The sequence below is a fragment of the Blastococcus aurantiacus genome, assembly GCF_900102425.1.
In the GTDB taxonomy this organism is placed as follows: domain Bacteria; phylum Actinomycetota; class Actinomycetes; order Mycobacteriales; family Geodermatophilaceae; genus Blastococcus; species Blastococcus aurantiacus.
Genome location: NZ_FNBT01000010.1, coordinates 176177 through 191357, shown reverse-complemented (window position 1 = coordinate 191357; position 15181 = coordinate 176177). Strand labels below are relative to the sequence as shown.

Annotated in this window: 18 protein-coding genes; 10 read left to right on the top strand and 8 right to left on the bottom strand. The window is 69.0% G+C overall.

Features of this window, described 5'->3' with window-relative positions:
- From BLS70_RS19055 to BLS70_RS19030, 6 genes are all read right to left on the bottom strand, one after another.
- On the bottom strand, positions 1-393 hold a 393-nt coding region (locus BLS70_RS19055), incomplete at its 3' end, for a hypothetical protein (RefSeq protein ID WP_218122507.1).
- Positions 384-653 (bottom strand): NADH-quinone oxidoreductase subunit A, encoded by a 270-nt coding sequence (locus BLS70_RS19050; protein WP_255362584.1) that lies wholly within the window; start codon positions 651-653, stop codon positions 384-386. The genes BLS70_RS19055 and BLS70_RS19050, both read right to left, overlap by 10 nt.
- 65 nt (positions 654-718) lie before the next feature.
- Positions 719-1045 carry an MFS transporter gene (locus BLS70_RS19045; RefSeq protein WP_143030461.1) on the bottom strand — a complete coding sequence of 109 codons (327 nt, stop codon included), beginning with the start codon at positions 1043-1045 and terminating at the stop codon, positions 719-721.
- Positions 1046-1591: 546 nt separating this feature from the next.
- Positions 1592-2128: a DinB family protein gene (locus BLS70_RS19040; protein ID WP_091771144.1), complete on the bottom strand. Its 537-nt coding sequence runs from the start codon at positions 2126-2128 to the stop codon at positions 1592-1594.
- Between the two features lie 334 nt (positions 2129-2462).
- Positions 2463-2672 (bottom strand): heavy-metal-associated domain-containing protein, encoded by a 210-nt coding sequence (locus BLS70_RS19035; RefSeq protein WP_091771142.1) that lies wholly within the window; start codon positions 2670-2672, stop codon positions 2463-2465.
- Between the two features lie 124 nt (positions 2673-2796).
- Positions 2797-3102, bottom strand: a complete 306-nt coding sequence (locus BLS70_RS19030; RefSeq protein ID WP_091771140.1) for a metal-sensitive transcriptional regulator — start codon at positions 3100-3102, stop codon at positions 2797-2799.
- Between the two features lie 158 nt (positions 3103-3260).
- Here BLS70_RS19030 and BLS70_RS19025 point away from each other — a divergent pair, with 158 nt between their 5' ends.
- From BLS70_RS19025 to BLS70_RS18995, 8 genes are all read left to right on the top strand, one after another.
- A complete protein-coding gene (locus BLS70_RS19025) occupies positions 3261-3527 on the top strand; it encodes a ferredoxin (RefSeq protein ID WP_091771138.1) in 267 nt (88 codons plus the stop codon).
- Positions 3528-3574: 47 nt separating this feature from the next.
- A complete protein-coding gene (locus BLS70_RS19020) occupies positions 3575-4804 on the top strand; it encodes an NAD(P)/FAD-dependent oxidoreductase (RefSeq protein WP_218122506.1) in 1230 nt (409 codons plus the stop codon).
- An 18-nt stretch (positions 4805-4822) separates the two neighbouring features.
- Entirely contained in the window at positions 4823-5170 is a 348-nt protein-coding gene (locus BLS70_RS21680) for a CDGSH iron-sulfur domain-containing protein (protein WP_091771133.1), read from the top strand.
- A 108-nt stretch (positions 5171-5278) separates the two neighbouring features.
- Positions 5279-5539, top strand: coding sequence for a YHS domain-containing protein (locus BLS70_RS19010; protein ID WP_091771132.1), 261 nt, complete (start codon positions 5279-5281; stop codon positions 5537-5539).
- A 103-nt stretch (positions 5540-5642) separates the two neighbouring features.
- Positions 5643-7094 carry an MFS transporter gene (locus BLS70_RS19005; RefSeq protein ID WP_255362583.1) on the top strand — a complete coding sequence of 484 codons (1452 nt, stop codon included), beginning with the start codon at positions 5643-5645 and terminating at the stop codon, positions 7092-7094.
- Positions 7095-7171: 77 nt separating this feature from the next.
- Complete coding sequence (locus tag BLS70_RS20930; protein WP_176946494.1) at positions 7172-7318, top strand: hypothetical protein; 147 nt, start codon at positions 7172-7174, stop codon at positions 7316-7318.
- Positions 7319-7366: 48 nt separating this feature from the next.
- Entirely contained in the window at positions 7367-7861 is a 495-nt protein-coding gene (locus BLS70_RS19000; RefSeq protein ID WP_091771128.1) for a universal stress protein, read from the top strand.
- Between the two features lie 158 nt (positions 7862-8019).
- Positions 8020-8511, top strand: a complete 492-nt coding sequence (locus BLS70_RS18995) for a PaaI family thioesterase (protein WP_091771126.1) — start codon at positions 8020-8022, stop codon at positions 8509-8511.
- A gap of 1818 nt (positions 8512-10329) precedes the next feature.
- Here BLS70_RS18995 and BLS70_RS18985 read toward each other — a convergent pair.
- On the bottom strand, positions 10330-11142 hold the full coding sequence (locus BLS70_RS18985) for an MBL fold metallo-hydrolase (protein WP_091771122.1): 813 nt from the start codon (positions 11140-11142) through the stop codon (positions 10330-10332).
- A gap of 88 nt (positions 11143-11230) precedes the next feature.
- On the opposite strand from BLS70_RS18985, the gene BLS70_RS18980 reads away from it, so the two are divergent.
- Both BLS70_RS18980 and BLS70_RS18975 read left to right on the top strand, forming a co-directional pair.
- Positions 11231-12211, top strand: coding sequence for a helix-turn-helix domain-containing protein (locus tag BLS70_RS18980; protein WP_091771120.1), 981 nt, complete (start codon positions 11231-11233; stop codon positions 12209-12211).
- Between the two features lie 114 nt (positions 12212-12325).
- Positions 12326-13243, top strand: a complete 918-nt coding sequence (locus tag BLS70_RS18975; RefSeq protein ID WP_091771118.1) for a PhzF family phenazine biosynthesis isomerase — start codon at positions 12326-12328, stop codon at positions 13241-13243.
- Between the two features lie 77 nt (positions 13244-13320).
- On the opposite strand, the gene BLS70_RS18970 is transcribed toward BLS70_RS18975, so the two are convergent.
- The gene (locus tag BLS70_RS18970) at positions 13321-14862 is read right to left on the bottom strand and encodes an MFS transporter (protein ID WP_091771116.1); all 1542 of its coding nucleotides are present in this window, start codon (positions 14860-14862) and stop codon (positions 13321-13323) included.
- Positions 14863-15181 lie beyond the last annotated feature (319 nt).

The window sequence follows — 15181 nt, the reverse complement described above, 5'->3', positions numbered from 1 at the left end:
GCCCTCGTGACCACCCCCGTGGTCCATGCCGGCGTCGTCGGTCCCGGCCATGCCCTGTGCAACCGGCGGCTCGGGATCCTGAGCGGCCTGGACGAGCAGCTCGGCAGCGGTGTCGAACTCGGGGCCGAGTCGTGCCACGTCCAGGAGATGGAGAGCCAGCCGGGGCTGAGGAATCTGCTGCCAGAGCACGGCGACCGCAGCAGACAGCTCCGGCCCGGGCTCGCCGAGGACCAGGAGCAGGTCGGCGTCGGCGGGCGAGGCAGCCAGCGGCCAGCCTCGGCGGTCGAACTCGGCCTCGGCGACCCAGCGCAGGTCCCTTGCGCCGGGTGCATCCACGATCAGCACATGAGGTCGGGCCAGCGCCCAGCGGCGAAGGCCCCGGATTAGGTCCATCGCAGGGCGCCTTCCCGCCACACATATGTCACGCCAACGAGGAGGACGGTGAGGAAGCCGAACATCTCGATGACCGCGCCGGCGCCCATGTCGGCGACGACGACCGCCCACGGGTACATGAAGATCATCTCCATGTCGAAGGCCAGGAACAGGATCGTGACCGCGTACCAGCGGGCGTGGTAGCGGGACACGGCGTGCTGAGTGGGGAGCATGCCCGACTCGAAGGGCAGCACCTGGGCCTGTCGTGCGGGGCTAAGCACGAACGAAACCGCGTACAGGGTGCCGACCAACGCGCAAGTCAGCGCGAGAAGTGCCAGGACACCGGTCACCGGGCGCTCCGCAACGCGCGCAGGGCGATGAAAGCGGCCGGGCTCGGCGACACCGCCGTCAGCGCCACCCGTGCTCCGGCAACCTGGCGCAGTCCGACTCGGTCAGCCAGCGCACCCCGGCTGGGCTGAATGACCGAGGAGCTGATATCGAAGGCGGCGGCCAGGACGGCCAAGGTGGTGGTGCCGGTCGCCAACCGGGCTTGCGGGGTCGGCAGCAGCGCGCCGAGGATGGCACTGAGCACGTCGTTGACCGCGTGCACCAGGGCGAGGACCGCAATTCGCGCCCCGGCCAGCACTCCTGGCTGACGAACGACATACGGCATGACTTCCCCCCTACGGTTCGGCGCCCGGCTGCCAGCCTTGCGTACCATACCCGGGTAGGCAATAGTGCTGGCCCGCGTTCGTGAGGGTAAAGGCCGGACCGGGGCTGGGGCGCTTGGTCGTCGCCTCCGAGCGGGCGGGCGCCGGCCTACAAGCGGTGGTCGGGGATTAGGCGCGGCCCGCCGCTCGGCGAGCGGCGAACGGTCGGTGAGTCGTTGCACGCGAAAGACGAGGGGCTGGTCCTTATCCGACTCCAGCCCGGCGAAGGATCTTCGGGCGCAGACCACCGCGGAAGTCGCGCACGCCCCGGGCGCCACCGTCGGCGGTTCGAAGCTCGTGCACTCTGAACCCTGAGGGTTGCTCTCAGCGGAGGACGACCGCGCCGCTAGGGATCCAAGGGCTGCGGGCTGGTGCGGGCGGGAGCTGGGTCGGTCACGACGGCGGACGCCCTGCGTCGCGTCAGCTGCGCCGTGACCGGGGATTCTCCCCGCCGTCCGTGGCCCTTCGGTGCGAATGCCGGGCGGTCGTGTCCGGGCCGACAGGAGCGGTCACCGGAGTTGGGCAGCCAGCTGCTGTGCGTGGTCCAGCTGGTGCCCTGGGAGAAAGTTGAGCACGTCAGCGACGCTGACCGGTCCGATAAGGGGGTGGTGACCGGTTCGGGAGAGCTCCGTGGCGCGTATGCCGGCCACGGTCAGCAGCAGTGTGTTCTGTGCCCTGCGAAGCTCCTGGAGGAGCTGCGTTGGCGGCCTGGATCGGTAGTCGGCCAGCCGCTCTGGGGCGTCGGTTACGAAGTCGGCCAATTGTGGTTGGCGCTCTCGGCACATACGCGTCAACCGGTCGGTGAAGATCTGCGCGCTGTCGCGGACGTGCCCGGCAACGTCACCCACGGTCCAGTCGAGTTCGATGGCGTACTCAGTGAAGTGGCCGAGGTGAACGAGCCGCCGCCGGTCCTCGGGCTGGAGGACTGCATGCCAGCGGCCGTCGTCAGCTGCTGCACCGACGAGCAGCCCGACCCTTGTCTGCTGGGCTTCGAGAGCGACCGTGGACCGCGCGACGAAGCCCAGCACGGAGTGGATCAACGTCATGCTGTTGAGGATTTCTGGCCGGCTGCGCAAGCACGAGGGCGCTGGCCGCCATGAATCGGCCGAAACCTGCCAGCCCGAGCTGCCAGCGTTGCCTGGAGTACGTCACGCAACGGTCGTACTAGCGCTGGCGCCGCGGCCTGGCGTGTCCGTGCAGGCCGCCGACGGCTGCCGTCGCAATGCGGCGGCAGCCTGACTACGCGCAGCGGACCGTCGGAATCCAAGGGCCGGGTGGGTGCGCCCGTCCCGCCCGGGACTGAGCCGCTGCTTTGCCCCAGCGACCTCCATAGCTGCGCGAGTCAGCCCCGAGGGTGTTAGGCGTCCCACGGTACGACTGTTACCGGCTGGCTACGGAGTAGCCGGCCTCCTCGACGGCGGCCCGAATCGCGGCGTCGTCGATCTCGGCGTCGCTGCTGACGGTCAGCCCGCCGGTGGCCAAATCCACGTCGACGTCAGAGATGCCGGGCACCTGCGTGACCTCCTCGGTCACGGAGTTGACGCAGTGCCCGCAGGTCATGCCGACGACGGTGTAGGTGGACGTATTCATCGGGGTGGAACCTTTCGATCGTTGAGTGGGTGATTGGGGCGTCGAGCTTCGGCGCCGCCCGGACCGGGGCGGTCACCCGTGTGTACCGCCGGACGGCGGGCGCCCGATGCCAGCCAACCGGAGGTCAGGAGCGCACCAGCCGTGAGATGGCCTCGGAGGCCTCGCGGAGCTTGTCGTCGGCTTCCTGACCCCCGGCCTGTGCGGCCTGGACGACACAGTGGCTGAGGTGCTCATCCATGAGACCGAGGGCCACCGACTGCAGCGCCCGGGTCATCGCCGAGATCTGGGTGAGGATGTCGATGCAGTACTTCTCGTCCTCGACCATCCGCTGCAACCCTCGAGACTGTCCCTCAATGCGGCGCAGCCGCTTGAGGTAGTCGTCCTTGCGGTGGATGTAGCCGTGCTCGCTGCCCTGGTCAGCGCTCTCCATGTCGTCCCCTCTTGTGGATGCTCCCTGCACGGTGAACACGTTACCCCGGGTCGGTACGACAACTTCCCATTTCGCAACACCATACCCCCCTAGTGTAGGTTCCGGCCGCTGCGGCAAGTGCCGCCAACTGGCTGCTGCAGACCTTGGAGGAGGAGCGCGTGAGGGTGTCCGTCGACCTCGATCGGTGTGAGGGCCACGGCATGTGCGTGCTCGCCGCGCCGGAAGCGTTCGACCTCGATGACGAGGGCCTGCTGGACTACGACCCCGCGCCGCCGGAGGAGTTGCGCGCCGCGGTGCAGGACGCCGTGGTGACTTGCCCGGTGGCCGCAATCACTCTGGACGCCAGGCCAACGCCCGGCTCCGGCCGAGCCGGCAGCGGCGTCCCGGTGCAGGCCCCCCGGTGGCCGCTGGTGAGCCGTAAATGACCGCTCGGTGGGCCCTCGAGCGGTCGCCCGCGCAGCGGGTTGTGATCGTGGGTGCATCGCTGGCCGGTCTGCGGGCGGCCGAGGCGCTGCGCGCGGGTGGCTTCGACGGCTCTTTGCACGTCGTCGGCGACGAGGTGCACGAGCCCTACGCCAGGCCGCCGCTATCCAAGGCCCTCCTCGCCGGCGCCAAAACGCTCGAGGAGCTGCGACTGCCGCCGATGGCGGCCGTGGACGCTTCTTGGCACCTCGGTGCCACGGCGGTCAAACTGGACATCAGCGCTCGCCGGCTACTGCTGCACGACGGCACCCGACTGTCGTTCGACGCGTTGCTTATCGCCACCGGCGCCCGCCCCCGGCGGCTCGCCGCGGAGCAGATCGACGGGGTGCACGTTCTACGGACACTGGACGACGCCCGCCGACTGCGCACAGCACTGCTCGAACGACCCACCCGCGTCACGGTGGTGGGTGGGGGGTTCATCGGCTTGGAGGTCGCGGCAACCGCCCGTCAACTGGGGCTGGCCGTGACCCTGGTCGACGGCGCCCCGCTACCGATGCTGGCCGCGGTCGGGAACCGGGTGGCCGCCTTCTTCGCCCGTCAGCACCGTCGGCACGGTGTTGACCTGCGCCTTGGAATCGGGGTCACTGGACTACAGGCCGACACGGGCCAGCTGTCCGCCGTGGAACTCGCCGACGGCACGCGGCTGACCGCCGATCTCGCCGTCGTCGGCCTGGGGACGGTGCCCAACAACGCGTGGCTGCGAGGCAGCGGCCTGCTTCTGGACGGCGGGGTCCGCACCGACGCCGCGCTACGCGTGCTCGACAAGGGCGCAAAGCCCGTGCCCGGGATCGTGGCCGCCGGCGACGTCGCCCGGACGCCCCACACCCTCTTCGACGACGAACCGCTGCGAGTGGAGCACTGGACTAACGCCGTCGATCAGGCGGGCACCGCCGCCCGGACCATGCTCCACCACCTGACCGGGGCGACCGGGGAGCCGGCGCCCTACATCGGCGTCCCATCGTTTTGGTCCGACCAGTACGACACCAAGATCCTTTCGGTCGGTCTGCCCGCATTGGGCACGGAATCCAGGCTGCTCGAGGGTGACCCGACCGACGGGCGGTTCCTCGTCGGCTACGGCCGCCGAGGCCGGCTGGTCGGCGCGGTGGCGGTTGGCCATGCCCGGCGACTCGCCGCCTACCGCCGGCAGATCGCCGCCCGCGGCCCCTGGCCGCCGACCGCATCGGCCACCGCCGTTCCGGCCGCTCGCTTCACAACCTGACGGACGCACTCCAAGGAGATGCTCGCGCCCGCCCATCCCAATTCCATTGGCCCCCAGGTCACCCCCGTCAGCGACCCCACCCCAGGCGCCCGCGCCTCATCGGCAGTGCGCGTCAGGGTCGTGCGGAACGGGCCGTTGCAGGTCAGAGGTGCCGTCGAGCTCATCGACCACGACGGCAAGACATACAACACCGGCGGACGCGAGACCGTCCTCCTCTGCCGATGTGGCGGGTCCGCCAGCAAACCCTTCCGTGACGGCACGCACTCGCACATCGGCTTCGCCGACGCCGGCCGCGCCGTCAGTGACGCCGACGCAGCCACTCGCGGGTCCGCGGACGCGGTTCGGCAGATCGGCGGGAATTCCTGACCTGCACGCAAGTTCGCGGAACCCCACTGTTGACTTGTACCCCCCGGGGGTTATGGTGTTGGCGCCTCATAGCCCTACCCCCCAGGGGTTCCCCTCATAGGAGACGTAATGAGCCCCATCAACAGCGCCCCGGCCCCAATCGTTCTGGCGGAGGCCGGCGGCTGCTCCTGTTGCACTGACACGACGGCGACGCAGCGCGGCGACGGCACGGTGACCGACCCGGTCTGCGGCATGGCCGTCCGTCGAACGGCGACCACCCCGACTGCGACGCACAGCGGGAGTGCCTACTACTTCTGCGCGCCCGGTTGTCGCCGCGCTTTCAAGCGCGACCCCGAGGCCTACGCCTCCATCCCGCCGAACGCCGACTGAGCCTCCGGCTGGCCTCGCTGTCGGCGAATCAGCCATCCCAGACGGCACCTGCTGTTCCTTTCAATACCCTGCCCCCGTAGGGCACTCACTAAGGATGCGCACCATGTCTGCTCCACCCTCTACCCGTCGCGGGGCGGCACTGGCGTTGATCGCCGCCGCCCAGTTCATGGTCATCATGGACACCTCGATCATCGGCGTGGCCCTCCCTCGCATGCAGGAGGACCTCGGCTTCACCCAGGAGAGCCTGTCCTGGGTGTTCAACGCCTACGTCGTCGCCTTCGGCGGTCTGCTGCTGCTCGGCGGCCGACTGTCGGACCTGTTCGGCGCCCGCCGAATGTTCAGCACCGGCTGGTTGATCCTGCTCGTCGGCTCCATCATCGCCGGCGCCGCCGGCAACGTCGGCGTTGAACTGACCGGCCGCGCGGTACAGGGCGTCGGTGCGGCTCTGATCGCGCCCTCTGCCCTGACCCTGCTCATGATGCTGTTCGGTCACGAGCCGCGGGAGCTGACCCGGGCCCTGGCCCTCTATGGCGCGGCTGCACCGGCCGGCGGCACTGCTGGGGTGTTCCTCGGCGGGGTCATCACCGAGTACGTCTCCTGGCCCTGGGTGTTCTACATCAACATCCCGATCGCTGTGATCGCGCTGATCGCCACACCTGCTCTGATGCCGGCCGGCGGCGCCGGTGCCCGCGGCTCCATCGACGTCTTCGGCGCCATCACCGTCACCCTCGGGCTGGGCGCGGCGGTCTATGCGATCGTGCGGGCACCCGAGGTGGGCTGGGGGTCGATGGAGACCTGGGCCATGCTGATCGCCGCGGTCGTCCTGCTCGGCGTCTTCCTCGTAATCCAGGCCTCGCGCCGCGAGCCGCTCATGCGGCTGTCGATCTTCCGGATCCCCAACTTGGGGGCGGCCAACCTCGCCCAGCTGATGCTGGGGGCGGCCTGGATCCCGATGTGGTTCTTCCTGAACCTCTACCTGCAGCAGGTGCTCGGATACACCGCCTTCCCCTCGGGCGCCGCACTGCTACCCATGACCATTCTGATCATGATCGGGATGATCGTGCTCGCTCCACGGGCGATCAACCGCTTCGGGCCCAAGACGATGATCGTCAGCGGGCTGCTCCTGCTCGCGGCAGGGATGGGGTGGCTGTCGCTGATCCGGCCTGGCGGCAACTTCCTCGTCGACGTGCTGCCCGCCTCCCTCGTGGCAGCCCTGGGCATGTCTCTGGCGTTCATCCCCTCTCTGGGCACCGCCATCTCCGCAGCACCCCCCCAGGAGGGCGGACTCGCTTCGGGCATCGTCAACACCAGCTACCAGGTCGGCTCGGCGCTCGGCCTGGCAGCGATGACCGCGGTCGCCGCGAGCTACGGAGCCAACCAGCTGGGCGACAACACCGCGCTCACCGACGGATTCTCCGCCGCCTTCATCGGCGCCGGCCTGATCGCTCTGCTCGGCGCCATCCTGGCCGGGATCACGCTGAAGAGCGCGCGACCGGAACCCGAGGCGATGCACAGCGACCGGTCAGGCGACGCCCAGGCCGCCGGAGGCCGCTGACCTCGACGTCGGGGCGGCGTCGGCCGGGCACACCCCGGCGCCGCCCCGACCCTCCCGCACCTAGGAGATCGATGCCCATGACAGCCCTGATCCCAGGAACCGCCATCTCCGTCCAGTCTCCAGCCCTGCGCCGCGCCGCCCGATGTCTGCTCGGCTGCGCGCTGGTCGCGCTGCTCCCCCGCCTCCCCGGCAAGGAGCAGGCGCCGCCCGGGGCCTGCCGCTGAACCGCGCCGCCCCTCCACCACCCATCGACAAACACGCTAGGAGTAGAGATGACCAACCGCAGGCCCCTCCTGATCGCCTACGACGGCTCCCCCGACGCCCGCTCGGCGATCGAAACTGCCGCCGCCCTGTTCCCCGGTTCCCGCGCGGTGGTGCTCTACGCGCGCCAGCCTCTGGAGAGCGTCGCGGCACACCTGGAAGGCCACCCCGCCCTGGAGGACGTCCAGGTGCTGGACAAGGCAACGCTCGACGCTTCGGAACGGATCGCCGCCGACGGCGTCGAGCTCGCCCGCGGACTCGGGCTCGAGGCCGTGCCGCGGGTCTCCTCCACCATGGCCACCGCCAGCGAGGCCATCGTCGAGGCGGCCGAGGAGTTCGACGCCGGACTCATCATCCTCGGGTCCCGTGGGCGGCGCGGGCTGCGCGCCACTCTGCTGGGCAGCACCTCGACAAACGTGCTGCACCAAACCCGCCGGCCCACCTTGGTCATCCCCTCCGAGGGGGTGGCCGCCGCCCGAGCACGGGCCAGCCGCGCCGGCTACTGAGTCACCGAAGTCGTCACCAGCATGCGGCTGCCCGTTCCCGCACCAGGGGGCGGGCAGCCCGCGAGGCGAACGCACCCGGGCCTACGCCAATCGCCGCCGCGCCCAAAGCAACACGACCTCGACATCAAGCGCTGTTCGTCGGCGCATAGGAGAGCCGCATGGCCGAGACCGTCCTCAACCAGCTGCCAGTCCTCGAGTTTCTGGAGCGGCGTCTGAAAGGAACCTTGCAACCCGAGGATCGAACCCACCTGACATACCCGACCGCGATATCGCAGTTGCTCGACTTCGAGATCGCAGCGATCGGGAAAGGGACGGCCACCGTGGTCGTCGACGTCGATTCCGTCCGCCACGGCAACCAGCAGGGGACGGTGCATGGAGGGTTTCTCGTCGAGCTGGCCGACGCAGCTATCGGTACCGCCCACTCCACGCTCATGGAGCAGGGCGAGTCGTTCACGAGCATCGACTTGCATGCCGTCTTCCTGCGCCCAGTCTGGCGCGACACCTTGCGCGCGCACGCCACACCGACCTTCTCGGGGAACACGATCACGCACTACCACTGCGAGATCGTCCGCAGCAGCGACGGCAAGTCCGTCGCCACGGCGACCAGCACCGTCATGACGCTCCGCGGCCAACGGGCAACCGGACGCTGACCTCTCGACAGCGATGTGACTCTGGAAGCTGAGCCGGCGTCCTACGCGCTCGAGGCTGAGGGTCGGCCTTCATCCCCGTGCGTGTCGGCGGGGCCCAGGGATGGTCGCGTTGACTGGTTTGATGAGGTTGATGGCGCCGACCATCAGGATGATCGGCGAGGTGCTCCTCGGAAGCCTGTCCTTCACCGTCTCCCAAAACGTGTTATTCACGGCGACCGGCCAGTCCACGAGCCGCGTCACGCCTCGGTGAGCGCGAACGCGGTGGCGAAGATGCTGTGGACATCGAGTGCAGTGCCGCTAGGAGCGACCGGGCACCGACATGAAGCAGCCCCGCTGGGTGCGCGCGCGCCCAGCGGGGCTGACCGATGTGAACCGGGCGCCCGGTTCAGGGATCGGATTTCCGTCGTTCCCTATTGAGGCAGTCTTACCAGTGGTCGTGCGGTCGGTCGGGTGTTGCAAGTTTCGGATCGAGCATGCCGTGGTCGAACGATTCAGAGCGGCCAGTGGATGCTTGTAAAGAACTGCTGCCCAGTGTCGATAATGCCGGACCAGCCAACACTGTTATAAAGTTGCATCCATTTATATGTCCAAAAGGTGATCGACATGATCGGAGCGATAGAGCCGATTATGCGCTTAGTCCTCTTGAACCGCTTTCGCCCTGTAGTTGCTCGGGGAGTAGTGCTGGGCTGAGGTGCCGGTAACGCTGGAGTTCCTTTCCGTTCTTTCCGGCACTTACGCTGCGGGTGGGGGTGTCTACGGGTGCGGGATTGCACTCGCTTACGGCGATGGTGATGGTTCGCCATGTTGCCTCCGTCCCTCCGTCCAGCTGGCCGGAGGGCGCATGGAGAGCAATGGCAGCCGAAGGAACTCCTTCCTGTAGACGCCGGAGACGCTGTGGGAGCCCTAGCAGGGCCACCGCGAAACCCTCAACGGGCATCACCGCGGCTAGGTTCCAGATTTCTGGGCCTTGCGCTTGACCGCTTGGCCTTCCCCGGCGTGTCCTGGCGGACACGCCGGGAAGGGCCTGCGACCCCGAGTGACTCAGCGCCCGACGCGATAAGTCGCACCTTGATAGCGAACGTTTTCGGGGCCAACGTCGCGATCGTGATCGCCGCCGTCCTCTGGCCGCTGCGCCGTCGACCGCAGGCTGCAGGCAGACCCTCAGCGTGGCCGGCGCCGGCCAATCCAGGAGATGGTCCGGCCCCGGCGCTCAGGGCCTCGGTGAGCGCGAACACGGCGGCAATGATGCTGTGGACGACGAGTGCAGTCAGAAGTTCGGGACGCCGTCCGTCGGTCGCCCTCACTGCCGGTCCGCTGGCGAGCTCGACCTGCCGCAGGGTGCCCTAGGGAGCGGGACAGCGACGAAGACCGTCAGCGTGGCTGGGACCGGCCACACCCGGAGAAGGTCCGCCCCTCGCGCTTGTGCCCGCGGCGTGGCGGCGGCGGGCTAGGTGATCATCGGGCTGGGTTTGACTCAGCGAGGGGCGCAATAGTGTCGGCCTCGCTGCGGGTCTGGGTGCGCCACAGGGAGATGCCAAGGCCGATGAGCGCGATGCCCCCGGGGACGGCCATTGGTCGGTCGAACGTCTCAGGCAGTACTGCGAGCGCAGCCGTTGCGACCGCGATGACATCACGCCGGACTGCGGCGGGAACCACCTGTGTGGCTATGCCTGCCCTCACCTGTGCTGCCGAGGCCTCACAGATGAGTGCCGATGACGGCCGGGGTGGATCCGCCCGAACACCCGCTCCGGCGACGGATTCGGCGAGCGCACGAGTCCGCCGGCCATGGCGCTGCTGGCGCTCCAAGTACGACCGAGCTCACAGCGTGCGAACCGCTCCCGGGGCTAGGACGATGACTTGCTCCCGCAATCCAGCACGCTCGAATGCGGCCTCGATCTCGGTTCGCCCCTCGGTGAAGTGCTCCCAGCCATCGGCGTGAATCACGACCACATGCGGAGACCCGAGGATGACCGCAGCCTCGGCTGCCTCGTCCCCCGTCAGCGTGAGTACGGCCTCCAGGGGAGAAACCACACCTGCGCCAGCGAACAGCAGCGCCACGTCGATCGGCCCACAAATCTGGGCGACGCTGCGGACCACGTCGAGGGAGGAATTGTCGCCGCTCACGTAGACGGTGGGGAGACCGGCGCCGGAGAGGACGAAGCCAGTGACGTCTCCGGTGTACGCGGTCGCCCACTCGGGGCCGTGCTGGGCCGGCACCCAAGTCACGCGAACCGACCGGCCGTCATGGCCAGGCAGGTCGAGGCTCCCCCACGCCGGCCGACTGGTCAGAGTCCCACCGAGGCGTTGGACAGCGCCGAGCGTGCTCAGCACCAGCGGCACCGTGGCCAGGTAGCGACGTCCCCCGCCGTCGAGGTTGTCCGCGTGTTCGTCGTGCGAGAGCAGGACTGCGTCCACGATCCCGACGTCCTCGGCGCTCCGGGCCGGCGGGGCGGTCTTGACCAGCTTGAACATCTCCCCCGGGTACTCACCGGGCTCATCGAACGTCGGGTCGGTCAGCAGACGGAGCCCGGCGATGCTGAGGAGTGCGGTCGGCCCCCCGAGGGCTTCGATGGTGATGCCGGATCTCGGATGCGAGACGGGCAGGTTGAGCGATGATCGGGTCGTGGTCATGGCCTCTAGCGTGGTGTCCTTGGCGATCCGCCGTAAGCGGTCCGTCGGCCTCGCTACGATCTGATCCGGCCATGAGAGGACCCTGGTTGTGACGCGTGACCCCGCCGTGGTGGCGGTGCTGGTTTTCGACCGCTCGCCACTGTTCGAGATGAGCGTCCCACTCAGCGTCTTCACCTTGGACAGCTCGTCCGAGGCGGATCACCGCTTCCAGCTCCAGTCGGTGGCCGCGGAGCCAGGCCCGTTGCGAACCACCGGTGGTCTGGAGATTCGGGCGCCCTACGAGCTCGATGCACTGGGGACCGCCGGAATAGTGATCGTCCCCGCTTGGCGGAACCCTGAGGAACGGCCCGGTGAGCCGGTGCTGGCGGCCTTGCGCGCCGCGCACGCCGACGGTGCGGTGATTGTCGGGTTGTGCCTCGGTGCGTTCGTGCTCGCTGCCGCTGGGCTCCTCGATGGCCGACGCGCGGCGACCCACTGGGCATTCACGGGTGCGCTGGCCGCGGCCTACCCGGAGGTGACGGTCGATGACGCCGCGTTGTTCGTAGACGAAGGTGACGTGCTGACCAGCGCTGGGGCCGCCGCGGGGATCGACGCGTGTTTGCACCTGGTCCGCCGGACGATGGGGGCGGGCACCGCAGCGGCCATCGCGAGACGCATGGTGGTGCCACCTCAGCGCAGCGGCACCCAGGCGCAGTACCTCGACCAGCCCGTGCCCGAGCGCGTCGACGACGAGATCTTCGGGGTGCTTGCCCATGCCCTCGAGCACCTCGACTCGCCTCTCGACGTCGCGGGTCTGGCGGCGCGCGCCCACATGAGCAGGCGGGCCTTCGATCGCAAGTTTCGTGCTGCCGTGGGCGACTCACCCATGAGATGGCTGCTCCATCAGCGCGTACTGCACGCTCAACGGCTGCTTGAAGGCACCGACCTCTCCGTCGACGCCATCGCCCGCCAGGTCGGGCTGGGCGCGGGGGTGTCGCTTCGACCGCACTTTCGCCGGCAGGTGGGTATCAGCCCGCAGGCCTACCGCCTGGCCTTCCGAGCGATCGATGTCAGCGGGCGCCCGGCCTGATGATGCGCAGGAGACTTCGCCCGGATTCCGCGCGCGGGTGAACCCGATGCCTTCAGTCGCACGTCATCGCTTGTCGTGATTCCTTAGGAACGCGAGGCTGGTCGCGGAGGTGACATGACCACGACCGACAATCCGACGCTTGGTAGCGAGCGACCCGGTGGAGTATTGCGCTACGCCGCGTTCACCCACGACGGCGCCGGAGGCAACCCCGCCGGGGTGGTTTTGGACGCCAGCAAGCTGGACGACGCGGGCCGTCTGGCCGTTGCCGCCCAGGTGGGCTACTCCGAGACCGCGTTCGTTGAGGCCGAACCTCAGGAAGGCCGGTATCGGCTGCGGTACTTCAGCCCTCGGGCCGAGGTTGCCTTCTGCGGCCACGCCACCATCGCGGCCGCAGTGGCCATAGCGGAGCGCCGAGGGGCCGGAAAGCTGCTCTTCGAGACCTTGGCCGGTCCGGTCCCCGTGCTGACCGAGGCGACCCCCGTCGGCTACGTCGCGACATTGACCAGCGTGCCGACCCGCACGCGTGCGGCGGAGGCCGGCGAGCTCGACGCCGCGCTGGCGGCGCTGCGCTGGCAGCGGTCGGACTTGGACCCCCGCTACCCAGCGCATGTCGCCTATGCCGGCAACGACCACCTAGTACTCGCCGTAAGCGACCGGGCTCGGCTGGCCGAGCTGGACTACGACTACGACGCACTCGCCATCCTGATGGAGGATCGGGGCTGGACCACGGTGCACCTGGTGTACGCCCACTCTCCGCTGCTCTTCTCCGCCAGAGACCCATTCCCTCCGGGCGGAGTAATCGAGGACCCAGCCACCGGGGCTGCCGCTGCTGCCTTCGGCGGCTACCTGCGCGCCCTCGCACTTGTCGACCCGCCTACACAGGTCACTGTGCTGCAAGGCGAGGACATGGGCAGGCCCAGCCGGCTGCTCATCCAGATCGCCGCCGACGACCGCCGCGTCCAAGTCACCGGCACCGCCGCACCCATCGCCCTCACCGGCTCCTCAGGAGGTGACCACCGCGCGTCCGGGTGAGGAACGACGCGCTCGCGCTTCGAGACCAGCGGTCGGACACGAGCCCCGGCCGGTCTGGCCGGCCGGGGCTCGAGCTCTCAGTGGTGGTGGTGCTGCGGTTCAGCGGTCCTGCGGCGGTCGATGAGAAGCCAGCTCAGGACGGCGACGACGAGTCCCGAAGTGCTGATGAGCCCACCGATCCAGTTGACCGACGCCAGCCCCATTCCCCCATCGATGGCAGCGCCACCCAGGTAGATGCCGAGCGCGCTGCCGAGGGTGAAGGCGGAAATGTTTGCCGCTGAGGCCACGTCAGGCGCGTGACCGGCCGCGTTCATCACCCGCAGCTGCAGCGGTGCGACCACCGCGAAGGCCGCCGCACCGAAGACGAACGTCCCCACGACGGCGGTCACCGTGTTCTCGATCAGCCAGGTCATCGCGAACAGCACTACCGCGAGCGTGGCAATCGTGCCGAGGACCGTCGGCATCAACCATTTGTCGGCAAGGCGGCCACCCAGGTTGTTGCCGACGAACAGGCCAGCCCCGAACAGCAGGAGCAGCGGCGTGATCCAGGCACTGGAGAACCCGGTCACCTCCGTGAACTGCGGCGCGATGTAGACGTAACTGGTGAAGACCCCGCCGTAACCGAGCAACGTGGTCAGCAGCGCCGCCCACACCGCCGGCCGACGCAGCGCCGCCAGCTGCTCTCGCATGCTCGGTCCGTGCCCGCCGCCACCGAGGTGGGCTAGCGCGTGCGCGTCCAGGCCCGCGGTCTCGCTCCCCGCCGCGTGCCCGTCTACTGCGTGCCCGTGGTGTGCGTCGTGGTCCTGCTCGCCGGCGGTCGCGTGGTCGGAGTGCGCGACCGACCCGTGGTGGCCCCCGTGGCCGTGGTCGTCGTGGGGGGCTTCTACGTCAGTCGAGTGCGCGGCGTGCGCCTCCGGGGTGCGCCGAGTGGAAGCCGGTAGGAACGCCAGCAGTCCGATGAGTGCGGCCCCCCCGAGGACGACGAGGGTCCAGAACGTGAACCGCCAGCCCAGTGCCTGACCAACGGCCGCGCCGATCGGTGCGCCAAGAACGGTGGATGCGGTCAGGCCTGTGAACACGGTTGCGACCGCCCGGCCCTTGCGGGCCGGATCGACCAGCTCGGCGGCGTAGACGGCAGCAATTCCAAGGAAGGCGCCGTGCGCCATTGCCGAGACGATCCGCCCGGCCAAGATCGAGTCATACGTAGGGCCGAGGGCCGAAACAAGGTTGCCGGCGAGGAAGACCCCCGTGGTCGCGAGAAGCATGCCGCGGCGCGGGAAGCGTGTTCCAAGAGCCGCGAACAGCGGCGCGCCCACTGCGACACCCAACGCGTAGGCGCTCTCGAAATGTCCCACTTCGCCGATAGTCACGCGTAGAGCCGTGGCGATCTCCTGGACGACACCGGCGACGATGAACTCGTCGGCCCCCATCGCGAACGCGCCGATCACGAGCGCCCACACGGCCAGGGGCATCCGTTGCCTTCCCCTTCGAGTTGGCGAACCGGCCGCGGCCGACTGGCCGTGAGCATGGGTTGCGCTGGCGCCGGGCCGATGTGCGGTCAGCCCCTCGGTGATCAGCTCGTCGGTCGACGGCCGCACCGCCGCGTCGTGAGAACTCATGACGTCTCTCCTTGTCTTTGTCTTGATACCCGCTAGGGGTACCGGCCAACTCTGATGTGAGGTCGTTCATTCCGACGGCTGGAGCCCCGGTCGGGCGCTGTGGTGGAGCCCCAGACTTGCGGATTGGACGTTGCCGCCATGGACTGTTGAGCGACTGTCGCAACGCTGAGCGGGCCGCTGTCGCGGCTCCCCTCCGGCGCAGAAAGCAATACGAGGGCCTCAGCCGCTCGAGCCAGATCGGGGAACCGCCCCGGAGACCGACAAAGATGGCGCTATCCGGACGGGCAGGCACTCGGCCGGTGCCGACGGGGCGTCAACC

What these genes read in the sequence shown, in the direction of transcription:
- BLS70_RS18975 (WP_091771118.1), top strand. Translation starts at nt 12,326, where the DNA reads ATGACCACGACCGACAATCCGACGCTTGGTAGCGAGCGACCCGGTGGA.
- BLS70_RS18970 (WP_091771116.1), bottom strand. Translation starts at nt 14,862, where the DNA reads ATGAGTTCTCACGACGCGGCGGTGCGGCCGTCGACCGACGAGCTGATC.
- BLS70_RS19000 (WP_091771128.1), top strand. Translation starts at nt 7,367, where the DNA reads ATGACCAACCGCAGGCCCCTCCTGATCGCCTACGACGGCTCCCCCGAC.
- BLS70_RS19005 (WP_255362583.1), top strand. Translation starts at nt 5,643, where the DNA reads ATGTCTGCTCCACCCTCTACCCGTCGCGGGGCGGCACTGGCGTTGATC.
- BLS70_RS19010 (WP_091771132.1), top strand. Translation starts at nt 5,279, where the DNA reads ATGAGCCCCATCAACAGCGCCCCGGCCCCAATCGTTCTGGCGGAGGCC.
- BLS70_RS19030 (WP_091771140.1), bottom strand. Translation starts at nt 3,102, where the DNA reads ATGGAGAGCGCTGACCAGGGCAGCGAGCACGGCTACATCCACCGCAAG.
- BLS70_RS19040 (WP_091771144.1), bottom strand. Translation starts at nt 2,128, where the DNA reads ATGACGTTGATCCACTCCGTGCTGGGCTTCGTCGCGCGGTCCACGGTC.
- BLS70_RS21680 (WP_091771133.1), top strand. Translation starts at nt 4,823, where the DNA reads ATGCTCGCGCCCGCCCATCCCAATTCCATTGGCCCCCAGGTCACCCCC.
- BLS70_RS20930 (WP_176946494.1), top strand. Translation starts at nt 7,172, where the DNA reads ATGACAGCCCTGATCCCAGGAACCGCCATCTCCGTCCAGTCTCCAGCC.
- BLS70_RS19045 (WP_143030461.1), bottom strand. Translation starts at nt 1,045, where the DNA reads ATGCCGTATGTCGTTCGTCAGCCAGGAGTGCTGGCCGGGGCGCGAATT.
- BLS70_RS18995 (WP_091771126.1), top strand. Translation starts at nt 8,020, where the DNA reads ATGGCCGAGACCGTCCTCAACCAGCTGCCAGTCCTCGAGTTTCTGGAG.
- BLS70_RS19035 (WP_091771142.1), bottom strand. Translation starts at nt 2,672, where the DNA reads ATGAATACGTCCACCTACACCGTCGTCGGCATGACCTGCGGGCACTGC.
- BLS70_RS18985 (WP_091771122.1), bottom strand. Translation starts at nt 11,142, where the DNA reads ATGACCACGACCCGATCATCGCTCAACCTGCCCGTCTCGCATCCGAGA.